17 protein-coding genes are annotated in these 19,343 nt (G+C 62.9%); 9 read left to right on the forward strand and 8 right to left on the reverse strand.

Translation table 11 applies throughout. The features are described from left to right. Positions 1 to 538: 538 nt before the first annotated feature. Positions 539 to 1,864, forward strand: a complete 1,326-nt coding sequence (locus tag CO676_RS29460; RefSeq protein WP_014766554.1) for an MFS transporter — start codon at positions 539 to 541, stop codon at positions 1,862 to 1,864. Positions 1,865 to 1,990: 126 nt separating this feature from the next. Here the strand turns inward: CO676_RS29460 and CO676_RS29465 are convergent, their stop codons facing one another. The 4 genes from CO676_RS29465 to CO676_RS29480 are packed head-to-tail and all read right to left on the reverse strand — an operon-like array spanning position 1,991 to position 7,498. After that, complete coding sequence (locus CO676_RS29465; RefSeq protein ID WP_097523693.1) at positions 1,991 to 3,553, reverse strand: adenylate/guanylate cyclase domain-containing protein; 1,563 nt, start codon at positions 3,551 to 3,553, stop codon at positions 1,991 to 1,993. Between the two features lie 13 nt (positions 3,554 to 3,566). After that, positions 3,567 to 3,938 (reverse strand): response regulator, encoded by a 372-nt coding sequence (locus CO676_RS29470; protein ID WP_041414811.1) that lies wholly within the window; start codon positions 3,936 to 3,938, stop codon positions 3,567 to 3,569. A 48-nt stretch (positions 3,939 to 3,986) separates the two neighbouring features. Further along, entirely contained in the window at positions 3,987 to 6,743 is a 2,757-nt protein-coding gene (locus CO676_RS29475) for a response regulator (protein WP_097523694.1), read from the reverse strand. Further along, on the reverse strand, positions 6,740 to 7,498 hold the full coding sequence (locus CO676_RS29480; protein WP_014766557.1) for a DUF3365 domain-containing protein: 759 nt from the start codon (positions 7,496 to 7,498) through the stop codon (positions 6,740 to 6,742). The genes CO676_RS29475 and CO676_RS29480 overlap by 4 nt, the downstream gene beginning before the upstream one ends. A 209-nt stretch (positions 7,499 to 7,707) precedes the next feature. Here CO676_RS29480 and CO676_RS29485 point away from each other — a divergent pair, with 209 nt between their 5' ends. Next, positions 7,708 to 8,040, forward strand: a complete 333-nt coding sequence (locus tag CO676_RS29485) for a hypothetical protein (RefSeq protein WP_097523695.1) — start codon at positions 7,708 to 7,710, stop codon at positions 8,038 to 8,040. A 112-nt stretch (positions 8,041 to 8,152) separates the two neighbouring features. Here the strand turns inward: CO676_RS29485 and CO676_RS29490 are convergent, their stop codons facing one another. Then, positions 8,153 to 8,488, reverse strand: coding sequence for a hypothetical protein (locus tag CO676_RS29490; RefSeq protein ID WP_280952067.1), 336 nt, complete (start codon positions 8,486 to 8,488; stop codon positions 8,153 to 8,155). After that, on the reverse strand, positions 8,485 to 8,910 hold the full coding sequence (locus CO676_RS37075; RefSeq protein WP_348628080.1) for a DUF4304 domain-containing protein: 426 nt from the start codon (positions 8,908 to 8,910) through the stop codon (positions 8,485 to 8,487). The genes CO676_RS29490 and CO676_RS37075 overlap by 4 nt, the downstream gene beginning before the upstream one ends. 213 nt (positions 8,911 to 9,123) lie before the next feature. Between CO676_RS37075 and CO676_RS29495 the strand changes: the two genes are divergently transcribed. The 7 genes from CO676_RS29495 (at position 9,124) to deoA (ending at position 17,886) form a co-directional block, all read left to right on the forward strand. Continuing rightward, positions 9,124 to 11,388 (forward strand): heavy metal translocating P-type ATPase, encoded by a 2,265-nt coding sequence (locus tag CO676_RS29495; protein WP_097523696.1) that lies wholly within the window; start codon positions 9,124 to 9,126, stop codon positions 11,386 to 11,388. Positions 11,389 to 11,612: 224 nt separating this feature from the next. Then, a complete protein-coding gene (locus tag CO676_RS29500; protein ID WP_097523697.1) occupies positions 11,613 to 13,148 on the forward strand; it encodes an ABC transporter ATP-binding protein in 1,536 nt (511 codons plus the stop codon). Further along, positions 13,145 to 14,278 (forward strand): ABC transporter permease, encoded by a 1,134-nt coding sequence (locus tag CO676_RS29505; RefSeq protein ID WP_097523698.1) that lies wholly within the window; start codon positions 13,145 to 13,147, stop codon positions 14,276 to 14,278. Before CO676_RS29500 ends, CO676_RS29505 begins: the two co-directional genes overlap by 4 nt. A 4-nt stretch (positions 14,279 to 14,282) precedes the next feature. Then, positions 14,283 to 15,254: an ABC transporter permease gene (locus CO676_RS29510; protein ID WP_014766562.1), complete on the forward strand. Its 972-nt coding sequence runs from the start codon at positions 14,283 to 14,285 to the stop codon at positions 15,252 to 15,254. Positions 15,255 to 15,354: 100 nt separating this feature from the next. Beyond that, the gene (locus CO676_RS29515; RefSeq protein ID WP_080605856.1) at positions 15,355 to 15,774 is read left to right on the forward strand and encodes a cytidine deaminase; all 420 of its coding nucleotides are present in this window, start codon (positions 15,355 to 15,357) and stop codon (positions 15,772 to 15,774) included. After that, positions 15,771 to 16,568: a purine-nucleoside phosphorylase gene (locus CO676_RS29520; protein WP_097523699.1), complete on the forward strand. Its 798-nt coding sequence runs from the start codon at positions 15,771 to 15,773 to the stop codon at positions 16,566 to 16,568. Before CO676_RS29515 ends, CO676_RS29520 begins: the two co-directional genes overlap by 4 nt. Position 16,569: 1 nt before the next feature. After that, complete coding sequence (gene deoA, locus CO676_RS29525) at positions 16,570 to 17,886, forward strand: thymidine phosphorylase (RefSeq protein WP_097523700.1); 1,317 nt, start codon at positions 16,570 to 16,572, stop codon at positions 17,884 to 17,886. Here deoA and CO676_RS29530 read toward each other — a convergent pair. Together CO676_RS29530 and upp are read right to left on the reverse strand one after the other, a co-directional pair. Continuing rightward, positions 17,879 to 18,403: a TIGR02281 family clan AA aspartic protease gene (locus CO676_RS29530; RefSeq protein ID WP_097523701.1), complete on the reverse strand. Its 525-nt coding sequence runs from the start codon at positions 18,401 to 18,403 to the stop codon at positions 17,879 to 17,881. The genes deoA and CO676_RS29530 overlap by 8 nt on opposite strands. Before the next feature lie 125 nt (positions 18,404 to 18,528). Further along, the gene (gene upp / locus CO676_RS29535; RefSeq protein ID WP_041415692.1) at positions 18,529 to 19,158 is read right to left on the reverse strand and encodes a uracil phosphoribosyltransferase; all 630 of its coding nucleotides are present in this window, start codon (positions 19,156 to 19,158) and stop codon (positions 18,529 to 18,531) included. Between the last annotated feature and the right edge of the window lie 185 nt (positions 19,159 to 19,343).

Here is a 19,343-nt window from a genome sequence, read left to right on the forward strand (position 1 = left end):
CCGGTAGCTCGTCAGGCTCATAACCTGAAGGCCGCAGGTTCAAATCCTGCCCCCGCAACCAATCCAAGACAACAACAAGGCCCGCCCGGATCATCCCAGGCGGGCCTTTTGCTTTTACCGCCCAACGCACACACCGAACTCGCCACTGCCACGCTGCGTCACCGAGTGCAGGACACCCGTAACGCCGCGCGTCTGTCAGCCTCCCCAAATAGTCTGTAGCACTGAAGCGCTGCACGTTGTTGTCCGCAGCAGAACAGCTTTTGCAAATGAAGTCGGACGAGATTCGCGACAGATGTGTGTCCGTCGCAAAGTTCGAATCTCCACGTCGCTCTGCATGGGGAAGTCGTCATTCGCACCATGTATCGATGTAAGTCAGAACTTGCGATCGTCGCCCCAGGCTTGGCAAAGTCGAGCTTTCGCGACAAGTCGTTACTTCAGAGATCTGTTGTTGCCGGAGCAGAGCTCTTTTAACGTGCAGTTTTCGTGCTAAAATACTGAAAAATTGTGGGGGCCATGTGATGCAACGGGAGGAAGAAACATGGCTATCCAAGTCCCGAAGGATTTCCGCCGCGTGATCATTGCCGCCTCGGTGGGAAATATCATCGAATGGTATGACTTCTATATTTTCGGCAGCTTGGCCGCCGTTCTGTCGGTCAAGTTCTTTGAACAGTCACACCCGGTCGCGGCGCTCTTGAGCACGATTGCGCTGTTCACCGCAGGCTTCCTGATCCGCCCGCTGGGGGCATTTCTCTTCGGCTGGATGGGCGATCGGGTCGGCCGCAAATATACCTTCCTCATCACCCTCAGCGGAATGGGCTTGGGCACTGGCGCGATCGGTCTGATCCCGACCTACGAGGCGATCGGCCTGACCGCGGCATTCCTCCTCTTCGCCCTGCGGATGATTCAGGGCCTGTGCCTCGGCGGCGAATATGGCGGCGCTATCACCTATGTCGCCGAGCATGTGCCCGATGAACGGCGCGGCTACTACACCGGCTGGCTTCAGACCTCTCCGACCCTCGGGATCGTGGTGTCGCTCGCCGTGATCATCGCGACGCGCACCTATTTCGGCAATGAAGTGTTCGACGCATGGGCGTGGCGCGTTCCGTTCCTGGTGTCGTTCCTGCTGGTCGGCATCGCAATCTACATCCGGCTTCAGCTCCAGGAGACACCGATCTTTGCGGAGATCAAGGCCAAGGGGCAGATGACCCAGAATCCCTGGAAAGAGGCCTTCCTCAGTTCCAACATCAAATATGTCGGCATCGCCACCATCGTGCTGATCGGGCAGGGGGTGGTCTGGTACAGCGGCCAGTTCTGGGCCTTGTACTTCCTGCAGCAGGTTTCCAAGGTGGACCCGCTGAACTCCGCCTATATCGTCGGTGCAGCGCTGCTGCTTGCGACGCCGAGCTTGATCTTCTTCGGCTGGCTGTCCGACATTATCGGCCGCAAGCCGGTGATCCTCGGAGGCATGCTGCTTGCGGCGATCACTTATTACCCGCTGTATCTGTGGCTGGGCACAGTCACGCAGCCTGAAAACATCAATTACCCGACCGCGATCCTCATCATCTTCATCCTGGTTTGCTATGTCGGAATGGTCTATGGGCCGGTCGGGGCGTTCCTGGCAGAATATTTTCCCGGCCGGATCCGGTACACGTCGGTATCGGTGCCATATCACATCGGCAACGGGTGGGGCGGCGGACTGGTGCCCTTCGTCACCTCGGCGGCTTTCGCCGCCACCGGTAGCATCGGCTATGCGCTGATCTACCCGATCATGGTGCCCGCCGTATGCTTCCTGCTCGCCCTGTATCTGATGCCCGAAACTCGCAGAATAAGTATTTGGGAGCCGGTCGAGCCCAAGGTGGGATGAGGGAAATGCCGCCCAAGCGCCGGGCTGCTGAGGCTCGGCGCACTCTTATTGAGCGGCAGCAGACTGCGGGGATCGCCGGCGGGCGCCAAGTCTCCCTTCGCAACGAGCCGGCGCCGGGCGTCAGGCCTATCGAACGAGATAGGTCTCGATTCTGCCGTTGCCCTTCAGGTCGAGAGCGCAACGGGGCTCCAGCGCCCATCGGCCGTGCAAGGCACGCCTGGTCGCTTCCGAGATTTGCACGCTGTCGGGAACGCCCTGGGATTCGAGGCGACTCGCAATGTTGACCGTTTCTCCCCAGACGTCGTAGACGAAGCGAAGCCGGCCGATCAGTCCGGCGACGACCGGCCCCGAATGGATTCCGATGCGAACCCGGAAGCGGTCGCCGTCGGGGGCCGTATCCTGCAACGATTCCAGCATCGATTTCCCGAGAGCCACGATCCTGTCGGCGTGATCCGCCGAAGGCTCCGGGATCCCGCAGGCAGCCATATAGGCATCGCCGATGGTCTTGATCTTCTCCACGCCATGCTGCTCGGTCAGCAGATCGAACTTGCTGAACATACTATCCAGTCGCCTGACCAGATCGGACGGCGGCAGCCTTGCCGCGATGGGCGAGAAGCCGACGATATCGGCAAACAGAATCGACACCTCTTCGAAGCGGTCGGCGATGATCTCCTCGCCGCCCTGCAATCGGGCAACGATCTGGTCTGGTAGGATCGCGTGGATAAGGTCATCGGCGCGCCGCTTCTCCGTTTGGATCTGCTCAAGATAGCGGTGCTCGCGGTCGAGCCAGCGCTTCTTTTCGAGGGTGGAGTTGATGCGCGCCCGAAGCAGGATCGGATTAAACGGCTTCGTCAGATAGTCATCGGCTCCCGCTTCGATGCAGCGGGCCACCGCGGCCACTTCGTTCAGGCCCGATATCATGATCACCGGGATGTGCCGCCAGCGGTCTTCCGCCTTCAGCCGCGAAAGGACTTCGATGCCGTTCATGTCCGGCATCAGGATATCGAGCAGGATGAGGTCAAACTCCCCCTCCTGCAGTCTCGCAAGCGCCGAGAGGCCGGAATCGGCGACGGCGACACGATGGCCCTCGCGCCGCAGGCGGCGGGAGAGGAGGTCGCGATTGCTGGCGACGTCATCGACGACGAGAATTCTGCCGCCCTGATCCGGCCAGGCATCATGCCCGGTCTTGAACAGGAGCCGCTCCAGTTCGGCTGCGTCGAGCCCCGCCTGATCCCTTGGCTGAAGCGCCTCGATGGCCGCCCCGCGCGAAAGACCGGCGATGGCGTCGACCTGCTTCAAAAGCTCGGCCGCCGCCGTCAGTATCACGCCGAGATCCTCCTTCAGCGTGTGCGGGTGCAAGTCTCCCGCCTCTTCGAGAATCATTTCGGAATAGCCGATAATGGCATTTAGCGGCGTGCGCAGATTGTGCCGCAACCGTGCCTCCGCCCCGGCTTCGTCTCTCTCCGGACAGTTCGCCTGGTCATCGATCAGGCGATCGATCAGACCATTCAATTGTGTCGCGGCAGCGCCGATCCGCTCCAGATCGGCCAGCATATGTGCCAAGCCGAGGTCCCGCGCCTGTTCGAGCAACAGCTCCTGAAATCCGAGGATCGCCTGTGCTGGGCCGGCCATCCGCTGCGCCACGTGGGTGGCCAAGGCTTGACGCTGGAATTCGTTACCGACACTCATTTTCAAACGCCACTCAATTGGATGTGGTGAGCAACTGCTCGATCTTTCGGACAAGCTGCGACAGGTCGACCGGCTTGCTGTCATAGTCGTCGCAGCCGGCATCGAGCGCCAGGTCCCGATCACTCGCCATGGCGTGCGCAGTCAGCGCGATGACCGGGATCGTAGAGGTGAGCGGGTTGGCCTTGATCTGCCTGGTCGCTTCCCAGCCGTCCATGACCGGCAGGCTCATATCCATCAGGATCAGATCGGGCCTTTCGGAAGCGGCGAGCTCGACGCCCGCCTTGCCGTTTTCCGCAATGAGCACGTCGAAGCCGCGCCGAGACAGCCGCCGCGAAAGCATGTCGCGGTTCATTTCATTGTCTTCCACCAGAAGGATTCTCGTCATTTCCGGTCTCCTCCGGCTTGCCGCAAGGTTGCACGAGCGTTGTAGGCTTCAGCCGCTGCCGCCGGCTTGGGCGGCCGTTTCACGCGATGCGATCTGGCGCTCGAGCGCCTCGACCAGTTGCGACCTGCTGTTTGCACCTTTGTTCACGACGGCGACCGCCCGTTCGCGCAGCCACCGCAACTCGTTTGCCGAGAGGTCCTTCGACGTGACCACGACGACCGGAATGTTCTGCAGCTCCGGGATCCTCTGCATCTCGCTGAGCGTCTGGAATCCGTCCATTTCCGGCATCAGCAGGTCGAGCAGGACCAGGCGCGGCAGAAGCCGTTTCATCACTTCGAGACCGCGGATGCCATCGCCTGCCTCGTGAACCTTCCAATCCCTCTTCACCAGAATGCGCCGCAGGAAGTCGCGGGAAGCCTGATCGTCATCGATGACCAGCACGTCGCGGTTTCCGCCCCCGCAAGCCTCGATTGTCCGGATCAGCTTATCGGTGTCGATCGGTTTGGTCAGGTATTCGACCGCGCCGAGCGAGAGGCCGAGCTCGCGATCCGCCAGGATTGTCGCCAGGATCACGGGGATGGTGCAGAGTTCAGGGTCGCTCTTCAACGTGCGCAGCACCGACCAGCCGTCCTGGCGCGGCATGATGATGTCGAGAATGATGGCGTCGGGCCGATACTCCCGGGCGACCGCTATTCCTTCCGCTCCGCTTGCTGCCTGCATCGAGGCAAGACCTGCTTCCGCGAGCGCTTTTGCGATCAGGTTGCGGGCCGCCGGGTCGTCGTCGATGATCAGGGCCGTGCGGCCCGGCTGGATGATCTGCGATGGCTCGGCCGCCCGTGGCTCTTCAGTCTCCCACTTGCACAGTGCCGGCACTTCCATGGTGAAGACCGAGCCCTTTCCGACCTCGCTTTCGACATTGACGATGCCGCCGATCATACGGCTGAAACTGCGGGTGATACTCAAGCCCAAGCCGGTGCCGCCGTAGTTGCGGGTGGTGGAAGCATCGGCCTGCGTGAAGGCGTTGAAAAGCCGGTCCTGCTGTTCCGGCGTCATGCCGATGCCGGTATCCGATACCTTGAAGACGAGCCAATCGCCGTCCGCTCGCCCCTCCCGCCGAGCTGAAAGCGTGACCCGGCCGTCATTGGTGAACTTCGCCGCATTGCTCAAGAGGTTGAAGAGATTCTGGCGCAGCTTCGTCTGGTCGGAGTGCATTTCTCCAAGATCGCCGTCGAGATCCTGCACGAACTCGTTGCGGTTCTTCGCCATCAGCGGTGCGACAGTGGCTTTCACGTCGCTCAGCAGCGCGGCGACATCGAAGGTTTCGAGGAAGACCTCCATCTTGTTCGCCTCGATCTTCGAAAGGTCGAGGATGTCGTTGATGAGCGACAGAAGATGCCGGCCGGCCGAGGCAATTTTCTCGAGGTCCGGGACCAGCTCGTCTTCGTTGTGATCACGTGCCTCTTCTATCAGCATCTCGCTGTATCCGATGATCGCATTCAGCGGCGTGCGCAATTCGTGACTCATCGAAGCGAGGAAGCGGCTCTTGGCCTCGCTTGCCGCCTCGGCATTGCTCTTGGCCCGCTCGAGCTCGACCTGTCTTTGCTTGAGTTCGGTGATGTCCGTATAGACGGCGACCGTCCCGCCGTCGGGGATTTTGCGCTTGGTGATGCGCACCCATTTGTCGCCGAACCGCCTCTCGTCGGCGAGACCGGCCGGATCGCGGTGGAGGCGCAGGCGTTCCTCGATCCACTCTTGCGGCGCCTTGCCTTCGAGGTCCACCTGCCCTCTTGCGACGTTCTGTTGCAGGATCTCGCGGAAGCTCTTACCGCGAAGCTCGTTCGGTTTGTGGCTTGGGAAAATCTCGCAATATTTGCTGTTGGCGACGAGGATCTTGTCATCCGGATCATAGAGGACAAATCCGTCGGAGATCGCCTCGAGTGCCGCGGCGATCGTCCGCCTTTGCCGCTCTGCCTCGTCTTCGAGCTTTTTCTTTTCGATGGCGTTTTGCTGGAAGAGCGAAAGCGTTTTCGCCATGGCTCCGAATTCGTCGCCGCCCTCCTGAGGGATCTCGACGTCGTAGCGGCCTTCCGTCAGGTCGCCGATCACCCGATTGAGGCGCCGGAGCGGACCGACGATCGAGCGCAGCACGAGGAGTGTCAGAAGCGAGCCGATCAGGACGACGCCGCCGACCAGGATGGCCGCGGTGGTGGCCGTCTTCTGCGTCTGCGCCACGACCTCGCTGCGGGCGGCCTCGGCATCGGCCTTGACCTGCTCGACCAGCCTGTTGAGATTCGCATCGACATGGCCGCTGTGGGTGCGTGCCTCCGCCAACAAGGTGTTGCCGAGAATGCGGTTGTCCTGGGTGTAGCTTTCCGTTGCCTGCAGCGCCGTCTCTACATAGGCGTCGATTTCCGTGCGGATTTCTCTGACGGCGTCGGGAGAGTGCTTGGCAAGGCGCTCCAGCTGCACCTGCAGGCGTTCGCGGGCCTGCTCCGCGTTGCGCTGCGAATTCATCAGCAGGCTGACGGAGAGATCGGTCAGCCAGTATCTGAGATCGCCGAAGGCGACATGCGCCGCCGCCGCCGATGCGGCGCGGTCGAACAATTCCTGGGTGTCGGCCATGCGCTCGGCGCTGCGGTGGAGTGCCTGGGTGAGAAAGACCGATGAGAGGACAAGGCTGATCAGGCCGGCGGCGGTCAGTGTTGCGACGCGGGCCGAGATCGGCAGGTTGGCAAGCCGGCCGGCAAACCTCTTGGCCGGCGCCGGGACAACGACCGGCCGCACCTGCTCTCCCAGCGCGCTCATTGGAACAAGACGATGCTGATCGCACCGCCGAGGTCACCCGCTTTACCGCCCTCTTTCGGATAGCCGGTGACGTCGATTTCGCCCTTCGGCACGCCATGACAGGTAAGACAGGATTCGGTGTAATATTCCGGCAGCAGCATGCGAAAGGCAGGGCGGCCGTTCACCGTCGTCAATTCCGTATAGCTGTCCCCCTTGGGTCTCTGCGGATCCGGAAAGACCTCCTCGATGACCTTCGCCTCCCAGGCGTCGGGAAGCGACTTGCGGTTACGCACCAGGACCTCCGGCGCAGTGACGCGGACCAGCGCCTCGTTTCCCACCTTGGCGGCGAATTTCTCGTTCATCAGGCGCGCAAAGACGGCCGGAACGAAACCCTTAAAGGCGATCCCGGGCCGGTTTATGTCGTCCTGATGCTCGTCGATCACCTCGCGCATGGCATCGACCTGTGCCTGGAGCAACTTGCGATCGCGCTCCGCCAGATCGCTGGAGATCAATTGACCGCCGGTGCGCTTGCCATAGAGGGCGATCGCCTCGGCCGTGAAACGTTCGCCGTCGAGATGCTTGTCTGCGACGGCCGGATCATTGATGAGCGATTGATAATTCGAAAGGACGTTGCGGGCTGCCCTGAGCAATTCGGCGAGCCGCGTCCCGGTCGCTACATCGGCCGCCTCTTCGGCCGCCACCGGAGACGAGAGAAGCATGCAGCCGGAGAAAACAGCGAAAATGCAGTTTCGTGCGAAGATTGCGAGAGCTTCCATATTGCTTTCCCTCCGCAAGGAAGCACAAGGCGGAAACATAGCACAGGAAGCATATCGGAAGGAGTCATCTCTGGAACATGAACGGCCCAGGCTTATATCGCGAGAGCACCATTTTTGGTGAGCCAACGGCGGGAAGCTGGAAAGAGGTTGTAGCCCTGCCCGTCGTGCGTAGTGTACGCGGGCTCAATTCCGGGCAGGGGACTTACTTCATGAAGCAATTTGTTTTGGCTGCCGTCACCATGGGGGCCATCGCATTCTCATCGGCGGCTTCGGCCGAAGACCTGACCTTCACGTTGAAACACGACACAGGCGCGACGCTCGTTCGTTTCCATACGTCGCCGGTCGGGGTCGAGGAATGGGAAGATGACGTGTTCGGCAGCCAGGTTTTGGAACCGGGCGAAACGATCGAGCTTACGATCGCGGATGGCCGCGACGTGTGCGAGTACGACATGCGTTTTGAGTTCGACGAGAACTCCAATCTCGAGACGACGGTAGACAAGCAGGATCTCTGCAAGCTGGGTTCCTACACGATTCACGAGTAACGCTGTAAGCGAAAGGCGATCCCGTTGTATTCGCCAACGTGATCGCCGTTGCGACTCGGTCGTCAGCCACCGGTCGCGGCCGCAGCTTGGACGGCACCGCCCGTTGCTTGGGCTACCGACCAGACGCCCTCTTTGACGGCAAAAGACGAATGATCCGCCGCCTGAGACCGTCGAATGCCTTCCAGACCCCCGCATGTGCTTGCATCACCGGCGTTGCCTGTAGCAACAGCCATGGAAACTTGCCTGACGTTTGAGAGAGGTAGGGCAGCGCGTAAGCTTCTATGTCTGCACGGGCTTCCGCGACCGCGAGCTGGACGCTCGCCGCGTCCTTCGGCTGATAGCGATACCAATGATCCTGCCGCTCCGGGCGCAGAAAGCCGATGCGCTGGCGAGCCCTGCAGTCATGTTCCGCAACTCTGGCCTTTGTCGGCCGGGTGCCGGGGGTCACGCCGATATTGACCGTGAAGGGGAATCGAGCTCTGTATTGTTCATCGACCGCTGTACGGAAATGACCTGCACGACGCCGTCCGTACGCCGATTCCAAGTCTGGCCATGTCTCAGAAAGCCGACTGATCGGAGGTACGGTGCCAGCTCCTGGCCAATCACTCGTTCGAAAGCGCTCATCGGTGCAAATCGCGTTGGTTCGTGGCAGTTCCCCGGCAGCCGGGCAGTCGGTACTCTTCCTGACCGGCACGACGGAGTCAGGATGGTCCCATGCGGGATGCCCTGACCGGTACCGGTCAGGGCGATTCTTGATCTCGAGGCCTGAAAAAAAAGCCATGGCACGGCAATGCGGCCGCAAACGTTACGAGTGTGATCACCGAGCGTCAGAGGTTGTACCATAGCGAAGATGAACATACATAGTTGCATTGCTTTTGCAACTAGAAATTAGGGGTTCTGGAAGTTTGCGCGGAAACGCTGGTCTTCGTGTCGACCGACTCCACCGCTCGGACAGCAGAAGCTCTCAGCGCCATAGCTGTGGCGCGCTCGCAGACCCGCCAGTTACGCCGCACTATGGCATTCTCGCTTGTAACTCTAGTCGCTAGAGGTTGTAGCCTGCTCTGAAGCTAAGAGGAGCAACGCATGACAGGTCCGGTTCGGGAAAGCAGATATCGCGTCGAAGGCATGGATTGCGCGTCCTGCGCCGCGAAGATCGACACCGCCGTCAGGCGGGTCGCTGGTGTCGAGGAGGTCAGTGTCTCGGTGACTGCGGCCACGATGACGGTCCGGCATGCCGACCACGACAATATCGGCCCGGCAATCGTGCGCAAGTTGGTCGGGCTTGGTTACGGGCTCATGCCACTGGCCGGCGAAGTGTCACAAGGAGCGTCGCCTCCTGGCGAGCATGCTTGCTGCGCCCATGCGCATGCCCATGACGTGGCGGGTGATGATCGCGGCCATGGGCACTCACATGATGTTCGGCCCGCACACTCGGACCATCCCTCGCAAGTAGGCGCGGCGGCGAACCATGTGCGCCGAGCGGAGTCATGGTGGAGAACGAGAAAGGGCAGGCTGACGGTTGCCTGCGGCGTCGCGCTCGCCGGGGCCTACGGCGTCGGAAAGCTCTTTCCTGTGACCGAGCCGTGGATATTTACACTTGCCATGCTTGTCGGCCTGCTGCCGATCGCCAGACGAGCGGTCATGGCCGCTCTCGCCGGGACGCCGTTCTCCATCGAGATGCTGATGACCATCGCGGCGGTTGGCGCCGTCTTCATCGGCGCCGGCGAAGAGGCGGCGATGGTCGTGTTTCTCTTCCTGATCGGCGAACTCCTCGAAGGGATCGCTGCCGGCAAGGCGCGGGCGAGCATTGAAGCGCTGACGGCGCTTGTGCCGAAAACGGCGCTCATGGAGGCGGAGGGCCGCATGATCGAGGTTCCGGCGGAGAGCCTGCCGGTGGGCGCCATCATTCTTGTCCGCCCCGGCGACCGGTTCGCCGCCGACGGCGTGGTCCTGACCGGCGAGAGCGGCGTCGACGAAGCGCCGGTGACCGGCGAGAGCGCGTCTGTCCTGAAGGGGCCTGGCGACGCCGTCTTTGCCGGTACGGTCAATGGCGATGGCGCCTTGCGGCTGCGCGTCACCGCCGCGGCCGCCGACAACACCATGGCCTGCGTCATCAGACTCGTCGAGGAGGCGCAGGAGATGAAAGCGCCGACGGAACGGTTTATCGACCGCTTCTCCCGCACCTATACGCCGGCCGTGGCCCTGATCGCCGCCCTGGTTGCGATCGTCCCGCCGCTCTTCTTCGGCGGCCTCTGGCAGGAGTGGCTCTACAAGGGCCTCGCCCTCCTGCTGATCGGCTGCCCCTGCGCGCTCGTGATATCCACACCGGCGGCGATCGCCGCGAGCCTCTCGGCCGGCGCGCGCCACGGCCTGCTCATCAAGGGCGGCGCCGTGCTCGAGAACATCGGCAAGGTCACCGCCGTCGCCTTCGACAAGACCGGCACGCTCACCGAAGGTAGGCCGTTGGTGACGGATATCCTTGGGTTCGACCGAGCCGAAGTGGACGTCCTCAGCCATGCGGCCGCCCTCGAACAGGGCTCCAGCCACCCGCTGGCGCAGGCGATCCTGTCGCGTGCCGAGGCCGATGGAGCCGCATTGCCGACCGCAACCGACGTCAAGGCCCTCGGCGGCAAGGGTGTCAACGGCTGGGTGGCAGGCTCGGACCTCTTCCTCGGCTCGCCGCAGGAGGCTGACCGCCGCGCGCCATTGACGGCGGAGCAAAAGGCGCAGGTGACCGCCCTGCACGGCCAGGGCAAGACCGTTTCGGTGCTGATCGCCGACGGGCGCGCGGCCGGGGCGCTCGCCATGCGCGACGAGCCGCGCACCGATGCGGCGACGGGCGTGAAGGCGCTTGCGGAGCGCGGCCTTCGCGTGATCATGCTCACGGGTGACAACCGGCGCACGGCGGAGGCGATCGCCGGCCGGCTCGGGATCGAGGCGCGCGCCGAACTCCTCCCGGAAGACAAGCAGCGCATCATCTGCGAATTGAAGAGCGATGGCTACGTGGTCGCCAAAGTCGGCGACGGCATCAACGACGCGCCGGCTCTGGCAGCTGCGGATGTCGGCATTGCGGTCGGCGGCGGCACCGACGTGGCGCTCGAGACGGCCGATGCCGCCAGCCTCCATGGGCGCGTCACGGATATTGCCGCGATGGTGAGGCTGTCGCGGCAGACGATGCGCAATATCTACCAGAACATCGCGATAGCGCTCGGCCTCAAGGGCGTCTTTCTCGTAACGACCGTTGCCGGCGTGACCGGCCTCTGGCCGGCGATCCTGGCCGATACCGGCGCCACCGTCCTGGTGACGATCAATGCGCTGAGACTGTTGCGAACGCCGGTCGAACCCTGAGGAATTTTGCCTTTCGCTGGCAAGAGCCTAGGACCCCTGACCCCTCATATGCCTGTGCATATTCATGCTGGACTCTCATCGGCGATCCGATGAGAGTATAAGGAAATCGCGATTTGAGGCTTTCGTGCCGGAAAATCGATGATAAACTTATACCAAATGGTAAAAAATTGCCGGCACGGTCTTGGGGCAGGCCGAAGCGGGCAAAAAGGGGATCGCAGGCCAATATGGATAATATTGCCATCGAATTGCGCGGGATCGACAAGAGCTTCGGTCTGGTCCACGCTAACAAGGACATCAATCTCAAGGTTCGCAAAGGCACGATCCACGGCATCATCGGCGAAAACGGCGCCGGCAAATCGACGCTGATGTCGATCCTCTACGGCTTCTACCAAGCCGATAGCGGTGAGATCTTCGTCGACGGCAAGCCGGTCTCCATCCGCGACCCGAACACGGCGATCTCCGTCGGCATCGGCATGGTGCACCAGCATTTCATGCTGGTCGAGAATTTCACCGTGCTCGAAAACGTCATGCTCGGCGCCGAAGACAGCCAGATCCTCAACAAGGGCATCGCCAAGGCGCGCCGGGAACTGAAACGGCTCGAGAAGGAATATGCGCTCGAGGTCAATCCGGATGCGCTGATCGAGGAGCTGCCGGTTGGCCTCCAGCAGCGGGTGGAAATCCTCAAGGCCCTCTATCGCCGGGCCGATATCCTCATTCTCGACGAACCGACAGGCGTGTTGACGCCGGCCGAGGCCGACCATCTCTTCCGAATTCTCGGTCAGCTCAAGGCGCAGGGAAAGACGATCATCCTGATCACCCACAAGCTGCGCGAGATCATGGCGATCACCGACGAGGTCTCGGTGATGCGCCGCGGCGAGATGGTCGCGACCCGCATGACGCGCGAGACCTCGGTCGAGGAACTTGCCGAACTCATGGTCGGCCGCCGCGTGCTGCTGCGCGTCGAGAAGGGGGAGGCGAGCCCCGGCGACGTGAAGCTCGCGGTGCAAGATCTGACGGTCAAGGACAGCCGCGGCGTGACCATGGTCGACGACGTCTCCTTCGAGGTGCGGGCCGGCGAGATCGTCGGCATTGCCGGTGTCGCCGGCAACGGCCAGTCGGAGCTACTCGAGGCGATCGCCGGCATCCGCAAGGCAACCTCCGGAACGGTGCTGCTGAACGGCAGGTCCGTCGACGTGACAGGCCATAGGGATCCTGCCGACCTCAGGAACCGCGGGCTCGCGCACGTCCCGGAAGACAGGCATCACGTCGGGCTCGTTCTCAAATTCGAGGAGAGCGAGAACGCCATCCTCGGTTACCACAACGACCCGCGTTACCTGAAGGGCGCCTTCCTCGACATCGACGCGATCCGCAAGGATGCCGAGGAGAAGATCGCCAAATACGACATTCGCCCGCCGAATGCGCGGCTGAAGACCGCCAATTTCTCCGGCGGCAACCAGCAGAAGATCGTCCTGGCCCGCGAGATGGAGCGCGGACCCGACGTGCTGATCATCGGTCAGCCGACGCGCGGCGTCGATGTCGGCGCGATCGAGTTCATCCACAAGCGGATCATCGAGATGCGCGACCAGGGCAAGGCCGTGCTGCTCGTCTCCGTCGAGCTCGACGAGATACGCTCCCTTTCCGATCGGATCCTCGTGATGTTTGCCGGCCGCGTCGTCGGCGAGCGCAGCCCGGAGGCGACCGAGGGCGAGCTCGGCCTCCTGATGGCCGGCGTCGAAGGCCGCATGGAGGCAGCTGAATGAGCACACCTTACGCCAAGCTCCCGGGCTGGGTCGAATATGGCCTGATCCCGCTGATCAACCTTGCCGTCGCTTTCGTCGTCGCCGGTCTTGTCGTGCTGCTCGTCGGCGAAAATCCGTTCGAGGCCGCATACCACCTGATCAACGGCGCCTTCGGCCGCGGCGAGTATATCGGCTTCACGCTCTACTACGCGACGACCTTCATCTTTACGGGGCTTGCCGTCGCCGTTGCCTTTCATGCCGGGCTCTTCAACATCGGCGGCGAGGGCCAGGCCTATGTCGGCGGTATTGGCGTGGCGCTTGCCTGCCTGTGGCTCGATCAGGTGATGCCCTGGTATGTGGTCTTTCCGCTCGCCATCCTCGGCTCGGTCTTCTTTGGCGCGATCTGGGCATTCCTGCCCGGCTGGCTGCAGGCCAAGCGCGGCAGCCACATCGTCATCACCACCATCATGTTCAACTTCATCGCCTCGAGCCTGATGGTCTACCTGTTGACGCGCGTCCTGAAGCCGCTCGGGTCGATGGCGCCGCAGACGCGAACCTTTGCCGAGGGCGGGCAATTGCCGAAGCTCGACTGGCTGCTGTCGATCTTCGGCCTCAATGTCGGAACCGCGCCCTTCAACATCTCCTTCCTGCTGGCGCTCGCCGCCGCCTTCGGCGTCTGGGTGCTGATCTGGCGCACCAAGCTCGGCTACGAAATGCGCACCATGGGTCACAGCCCGTCGGCGGCGCGCTACGCCGGCATTCGCGAAAGCCGCATCACCGTCATCACCATGATGATCTCCGGCGGCCTCGCCGGCATGATGGCGCTGAACCCGATCATGGGCGAGCAGTTCCGCATGCAGCTCGATTTCGTGCAGGGTGCCGGCTTCGTCGGCATCGCCGTGGCGCTGATGGGTCGTTCGCATCCGGGCGGCATCATCCCCGCGGCGATCCTCTTCGGCGTCCTCTACCAGGGCGGCGCCGAGATCGCCTTCGAGATGCCGTCGATCTCGCGCGACATGATTGTCATCATCCAGGGCCTCGTCATCCTCTTCGCCGGCGCGCTTGAAAACATGTTCCGCCCGGCGATCACCCGCGCCTTCGCGATGCGCGGCCAGCGTGCGGCCGCCGTCGTCCAGACCAAGGGGGCCTGAAGCCATGGATTTCTTCCACGTCCTCGTCGTGCTCCTCGAATCGACGATCCGCGTCTCCGTGCCGCTGGTCTTTGCCGCGCTCGCCGGTCTCTTCACCGAGCGGGCCGGCGTCTTCGACATTGGGCTTGAAGGCAAGATGCTCGGCGCCGCCTTTGCGGCCGGTGCCGTCGCCGCCGTCACCCAGTCGGTCTGGATGGGGCTTCTCGCGGCGATCCTCATCTCGGTGGTGCTGTCGCTGGTGCACGGCTATGCCTCGATCACTCAGCGTGGCAACCAGATCGTCTCGGGCGTGGCAATCAACTTTATCGTCGCCGGTTCGACGGTGATCCTCGGCGAGGCCTGGTTCCGCCAGGGCGGCCGCACGCCGGCGCTCGCCGAGGGCGCCAGGTTCCAGACGATCAATCTTCCTGGCGCGGACGCGATCCGCGACGTGCCGATCCTCGGGCCGATCTATGCGGATCTGCTCTCCGGTCATTTCCTGCTTACCTATCTCGCCTTCATCATGGTGCCGGCAAGCTGGTGGATCCTCTACCGCACCCGCTTCGGGCTCCGGCTAAGGGCCGTCGGCGAGAATCCCGGCGCGGTCGACACCGCCGGCATTTCGGTGATCTGGCTCAGATACCGCGCGGTCATCTGCTGCGGCATTCTCTGCGGCTTTGCCGGCGCCTATCTGTCGCTGGCGATGACCGCCGGCTTCGTCAAGGGCATGACGGCGGGCAAGGGCTATATCGCGCTCGCGGCGCTGATCTTCGCCAAATGGCGGCCGAAGAACGTCATGCTCGCCTGCCTGCTCTTCGGCTTCCTCGATGCGCTCGCCATCCGCCTGCAGGGCACGCCTTTGCCGCTTGTCGGCCAGGTCCCGGTACAATTGATGCAGGCGCTGCCCTATATCCTGACCGTCATCCTGCTGGCCGGCTTCATCGGCAAGGCGATACCGCCCAAGGCCGGCGGCGTGCCCTATGTGAAGGAGCGCTAATGCATGTCGCCCAAAAGTGCGCAGCGGTTTTGGGACAACGACATGCATGAAACAAAGATGCATGTCGCCCAAAAGTGCGCAGCGGTTTTGGGATAACGACATGCACAACAACAAGGACAGACCCATGTCGGAGAACGAACTTTTCGTTGCGGCGCGTGAGGCCATGGCAAAGGCGCATGCTCCCTATTCCAAGTTTCCGGTGGGGGCCGCCATTCGCGCCGAGGACGGCCAGATCTATACCGGCGCGAATATCGAGAACCTGTCGTTCCCGGAAGGCTGGTGCGCCGAGACGACGGCGATCAGCCACATGGTGATGGCCGGCCAGCGCAAGATCATGGAGGTCGCCGTCATCGCCGAGAAGCTCGCGCTTTGCCCACCCTGCGGCGGCTGCCGGCAGCGGCTGGCGGAATTTTCCGGCGCCAGCACGCGCATCTATCTCTGCGACGAGACGGGCATCAAGAAGAGCCTGGCGCTCTCCGACCTGCTGCCGCACAGCTTCGAAACCGAGATCCTCGGATGACCGCCGCGGCCGAATTCCTGCGTGAGCGATTGGGCGGGCTGTCGCCGCGCTACGGCATCGTCCTCGGTTCGGGTCTCGGCTCGCTTGTCGAGGCGGTGACGGAGGCGGTCCGCATTGCCTATGCGGACATACCTGGCTTCCCGGTCAGCAGCGTTTCCGGCCATGCGGGTGAGCTCGTCGTCGGTCGCCTCGGCGATGTCCCCGTCGTTATCCTTTCCGGCCGGGCTCATTACTATGAGAGCGGCGATGCCAATGCGATGCGCGGTCCGATCGAAACACTGAAGCGGATCGGCGTCGAAAATCTGATCCTCACCAATTCGGCCGGATCACTGCGCGAAGACATGCCGCCCGGCTCGGTGATGCGCATTGCCGATCACATCGCCTTTTCCGGCGCCAATCCGCTGATCGGCGTCGAGAGCGACGAGCGTTTCGTCGGCATGACCAATGCCTATGACGCGGCACTTGCTGTTGGGATGGAGGAGGCCGCCGAACGACTCAACATTCCGCTGGCGCGCGGCGTCTATATGTGGTTCTCCGGCCCGAGCTTCGAAACGCCGGCGGAAATCCGCATGGCCCGCATTCTGGGTGCGGATGCGGTCGGCATGTCCACCGTGCCCGAGGTGATCCTGGCCCGGTTCTTCGGTCTGAGGGTCGTGGCCGCATCGGTCATCACCAATTTCGGCGCCGGCATGACCCGGACGGAGCTCAGCCATCGCGAGACGAAGGAGATGGCACCCTTCGGCGGCAAGCGGCTGGCAGCGATCCTCCAAGAGATGATTGCGAGCGAAGCCTGATATGCCCATGCTTCCCCAGGAGGTGATCCGGAAGAAGAGGGATGGCGCCCAGCTGGAACGAGCGGAGATAGGCGACTTCATCACGGGCGTCGCGGACGGCTCGATCTCCGAGGGGCAGGTCGCCGCCTTCGCCATGGCCGTCTGGTTTTCCGGCATGAACCGCCACGAATGCGTGGCGCTGACGCTGGCGATGCGCGATTCCGGCGAAACACTCGATTGGAGCGCGCTCGGGCGGCCGGTCGTCGACAAGCATTCGACCGGTGGGGTGGGCGACAACGTCTCATTGATGCTGGCGCCGATTGTTGCCGCCTGCGGCGCCGCCGTACCGATGATCTCCGGCCGCGGCCTCGGCCACACCGGCGGCACGCTCGACAAGCTCGAATCCATTCCGGGCTATGATATCGAGCCATCTCCGGCGCTGTTTCATAGGGTGGTCGACGAAGTCGGCTGCGCCATCATCGGCCAGACCGCCAATCTGGCGCCGGCCGACAAGCGGCTCTATGCGATCCGCGATGTGACGGCGACGGTCGATTCGGTGCCGTTGATCACCGCCTCGATCCTTTCGAAGAAGCTCGCCGCCGGCCTCCAGTCGCTGGTGCTGGACGTGAAGCTCGGCAACGGTTCCTTACTGACTGATCCCGGCGAAACCGAAATTTTGGCGCAATCGCTCGTAGATGTCGCCAATGGGGCGGGTGTGCGGACTTCGGCGCTGATCACCGACATGAACGAGCCGCTAGCGGATGCCTCCGGCAATGCGCTCGAGATCGAGAACTGTCTCGCTTTTCTGCGCGGCGAGAAGGCGGGGACGCGGCTTGATCGTGTGGTGATGGCCTTCGCGGCCGAAATGCTCGTCGCCGCGGGCGTGGCGACGGACGAGATGGAGGCCGAGGCGCTGGCGCGGAACGCTCTTGCAAGCGGGGCTGCGATGGAACGCTTCGGCCGCATGGTGCATCTGCTTGGTGGCCCGGCGGACTTCGTCGACCGGTCGGATACCTATCTCAAGAAGGCGCCGGTCGCGGCCGCCGTGCCCGCTCATCGCGATGGCTATCTGGCCGCCTGCGAGACCCGCGAACTGGGCATGGCGGTCATTGCGCTCGGCGGCGGGCGTACCCACCCGGACGAGAGTATCGACCACCGGGTCGGCCTTTCCCATTTGAGGCCACTCGGAACGAAGCTCGATAAGGGCGAACCGATCGCCTTCGTTCATGCGGCCGACCGGCAACAGGCCGAAGCAGTGAGAGACAGGGTTGCGGAGCTCTATGTGATCGCCGACGAACGGCCAGCATCGCGCCCCGTGGTCCTGTCGAAAATTACCTGACGAGCTGGAGTGCGCCGTCCTCGACGCGGTAGGCCGAGAGCCGGCTGAGGAAGGACATGCCGACGAGCATGCGTGAAAGTGCCTTGTCCGGAAGGACCATGGCCTCGACGTTCCGAAGCGATATGCCGCCGATTTCGATGCGGTCGAGGCTGACATGGGCGGCCTCGACGATTCCGTTGGCGGTCTGCGCCCGCGCGTCGAAAGAGAGATTGCCGACGGCGATGCCGAACCGCCGGGCTGCAGAGGCATTGATGGCGATCGTGCTTGCACCGGTGTCGACCAGCCCCGCTTCCGACCGCCCGTTGATCCGGAACGTGCCGACGAAATGGCCGGAGCGATCCGCTTCGAGCACGACGGCCTTGCCGCCCGCATACCGGGCGGTCGCCGGCGTGGCGCTCGCGGAGGCTTGCGGCGGCGATCTAGACTCCCCGCGATCGAGATAATTTGATACGAGGTCCGGCACGACGAGAGCAATGGCGGCAAGTCCGCCGGCAAAGGCAATGAGGCGTGTCAGCATTCCTGGCTCCGGGGATCAGCGGGCGCGTTTGGCCTATCTTGAGCGGAGCATTGCTAACACAGCGCAAAAAGGCCGCCGGAAAACCGGCGGCGCCTCACTTGCTTGGTCGTCTGGTTAAGAAAGATTTACTTGGTGCCGTACATGCGGTCGCCCGCGTCGCCCAGACCCGGCACGATATAGCCTTTTTCGTTCAGGTGGCTGTCGATCGAGGCCGTGTAGATCGGCACGTCCGGATGCGCTCCCTTGAAATTGCGGATGCCTTCCGGTGCTGCAAGCAGGCAGAGGAAGCGGATGTTCCTGGCGCCGCGCGCCTTGAGCTTGTCGATTGCGGCGATCGAGGAATTGCCGGTCGCGAGCATTGGGTCGACGACGATGACGAGGCGTTCGTTGAGGTTTTCCGGCGCCTTGAAGTAATATTCGACCGGCTGCAGCGTCTCATGATCGCGATAGACGCCGATATGCGCGACGCGGGCCGAGGGTACGAGCTCGAGCATGCCCTCGAGCAGGCCGTTGCCGGCGCGCAGGATCGAGGCGAAGACGAGCTTCTTGCCCTCGAGCACCGGCGCATCGGTCTCCTGCAGCGGCGTCTCGATCCGCTCCGTCGTCAGTTCCAGGTCACGCGTCACCTCGTAGCAGAGCAGCGTCGAGATTTCCTTGAGCAGCCGTCGGAAGCCTGCGGTCGACGTGTCCTTCTTGCGCATGATGGTCAGCTTGTGCTGCACCAGCGGATGATCGATCACTGTAACGCCGTCCATGGCTTCACCTTCCCCGAGAATTGGCATATCCGCCCTCTTTTCCATGGAAAGAGCGAAAGTCGCAAGAGTGTTGGTCGAACTTGCTTGTCTGGTGGCCACTCATCCGGGGCCTGCCGGCCACCTTCTCCCCGCAAGCGGGGAGAAGGGATCTGCCGCGCCCTCTAAGTCCCCTCTCCCCGCTTGCG

This window comes from Sinorhizobium sp. BJ1, assembly GCF_002531555.1.
GTDB lineage: Bacteria > Pseudomonadota > Alphaproteobacteria > Rhizobiales > Rhizobiaceae > Sinorhizobium > Sinorhizobium fredii_B.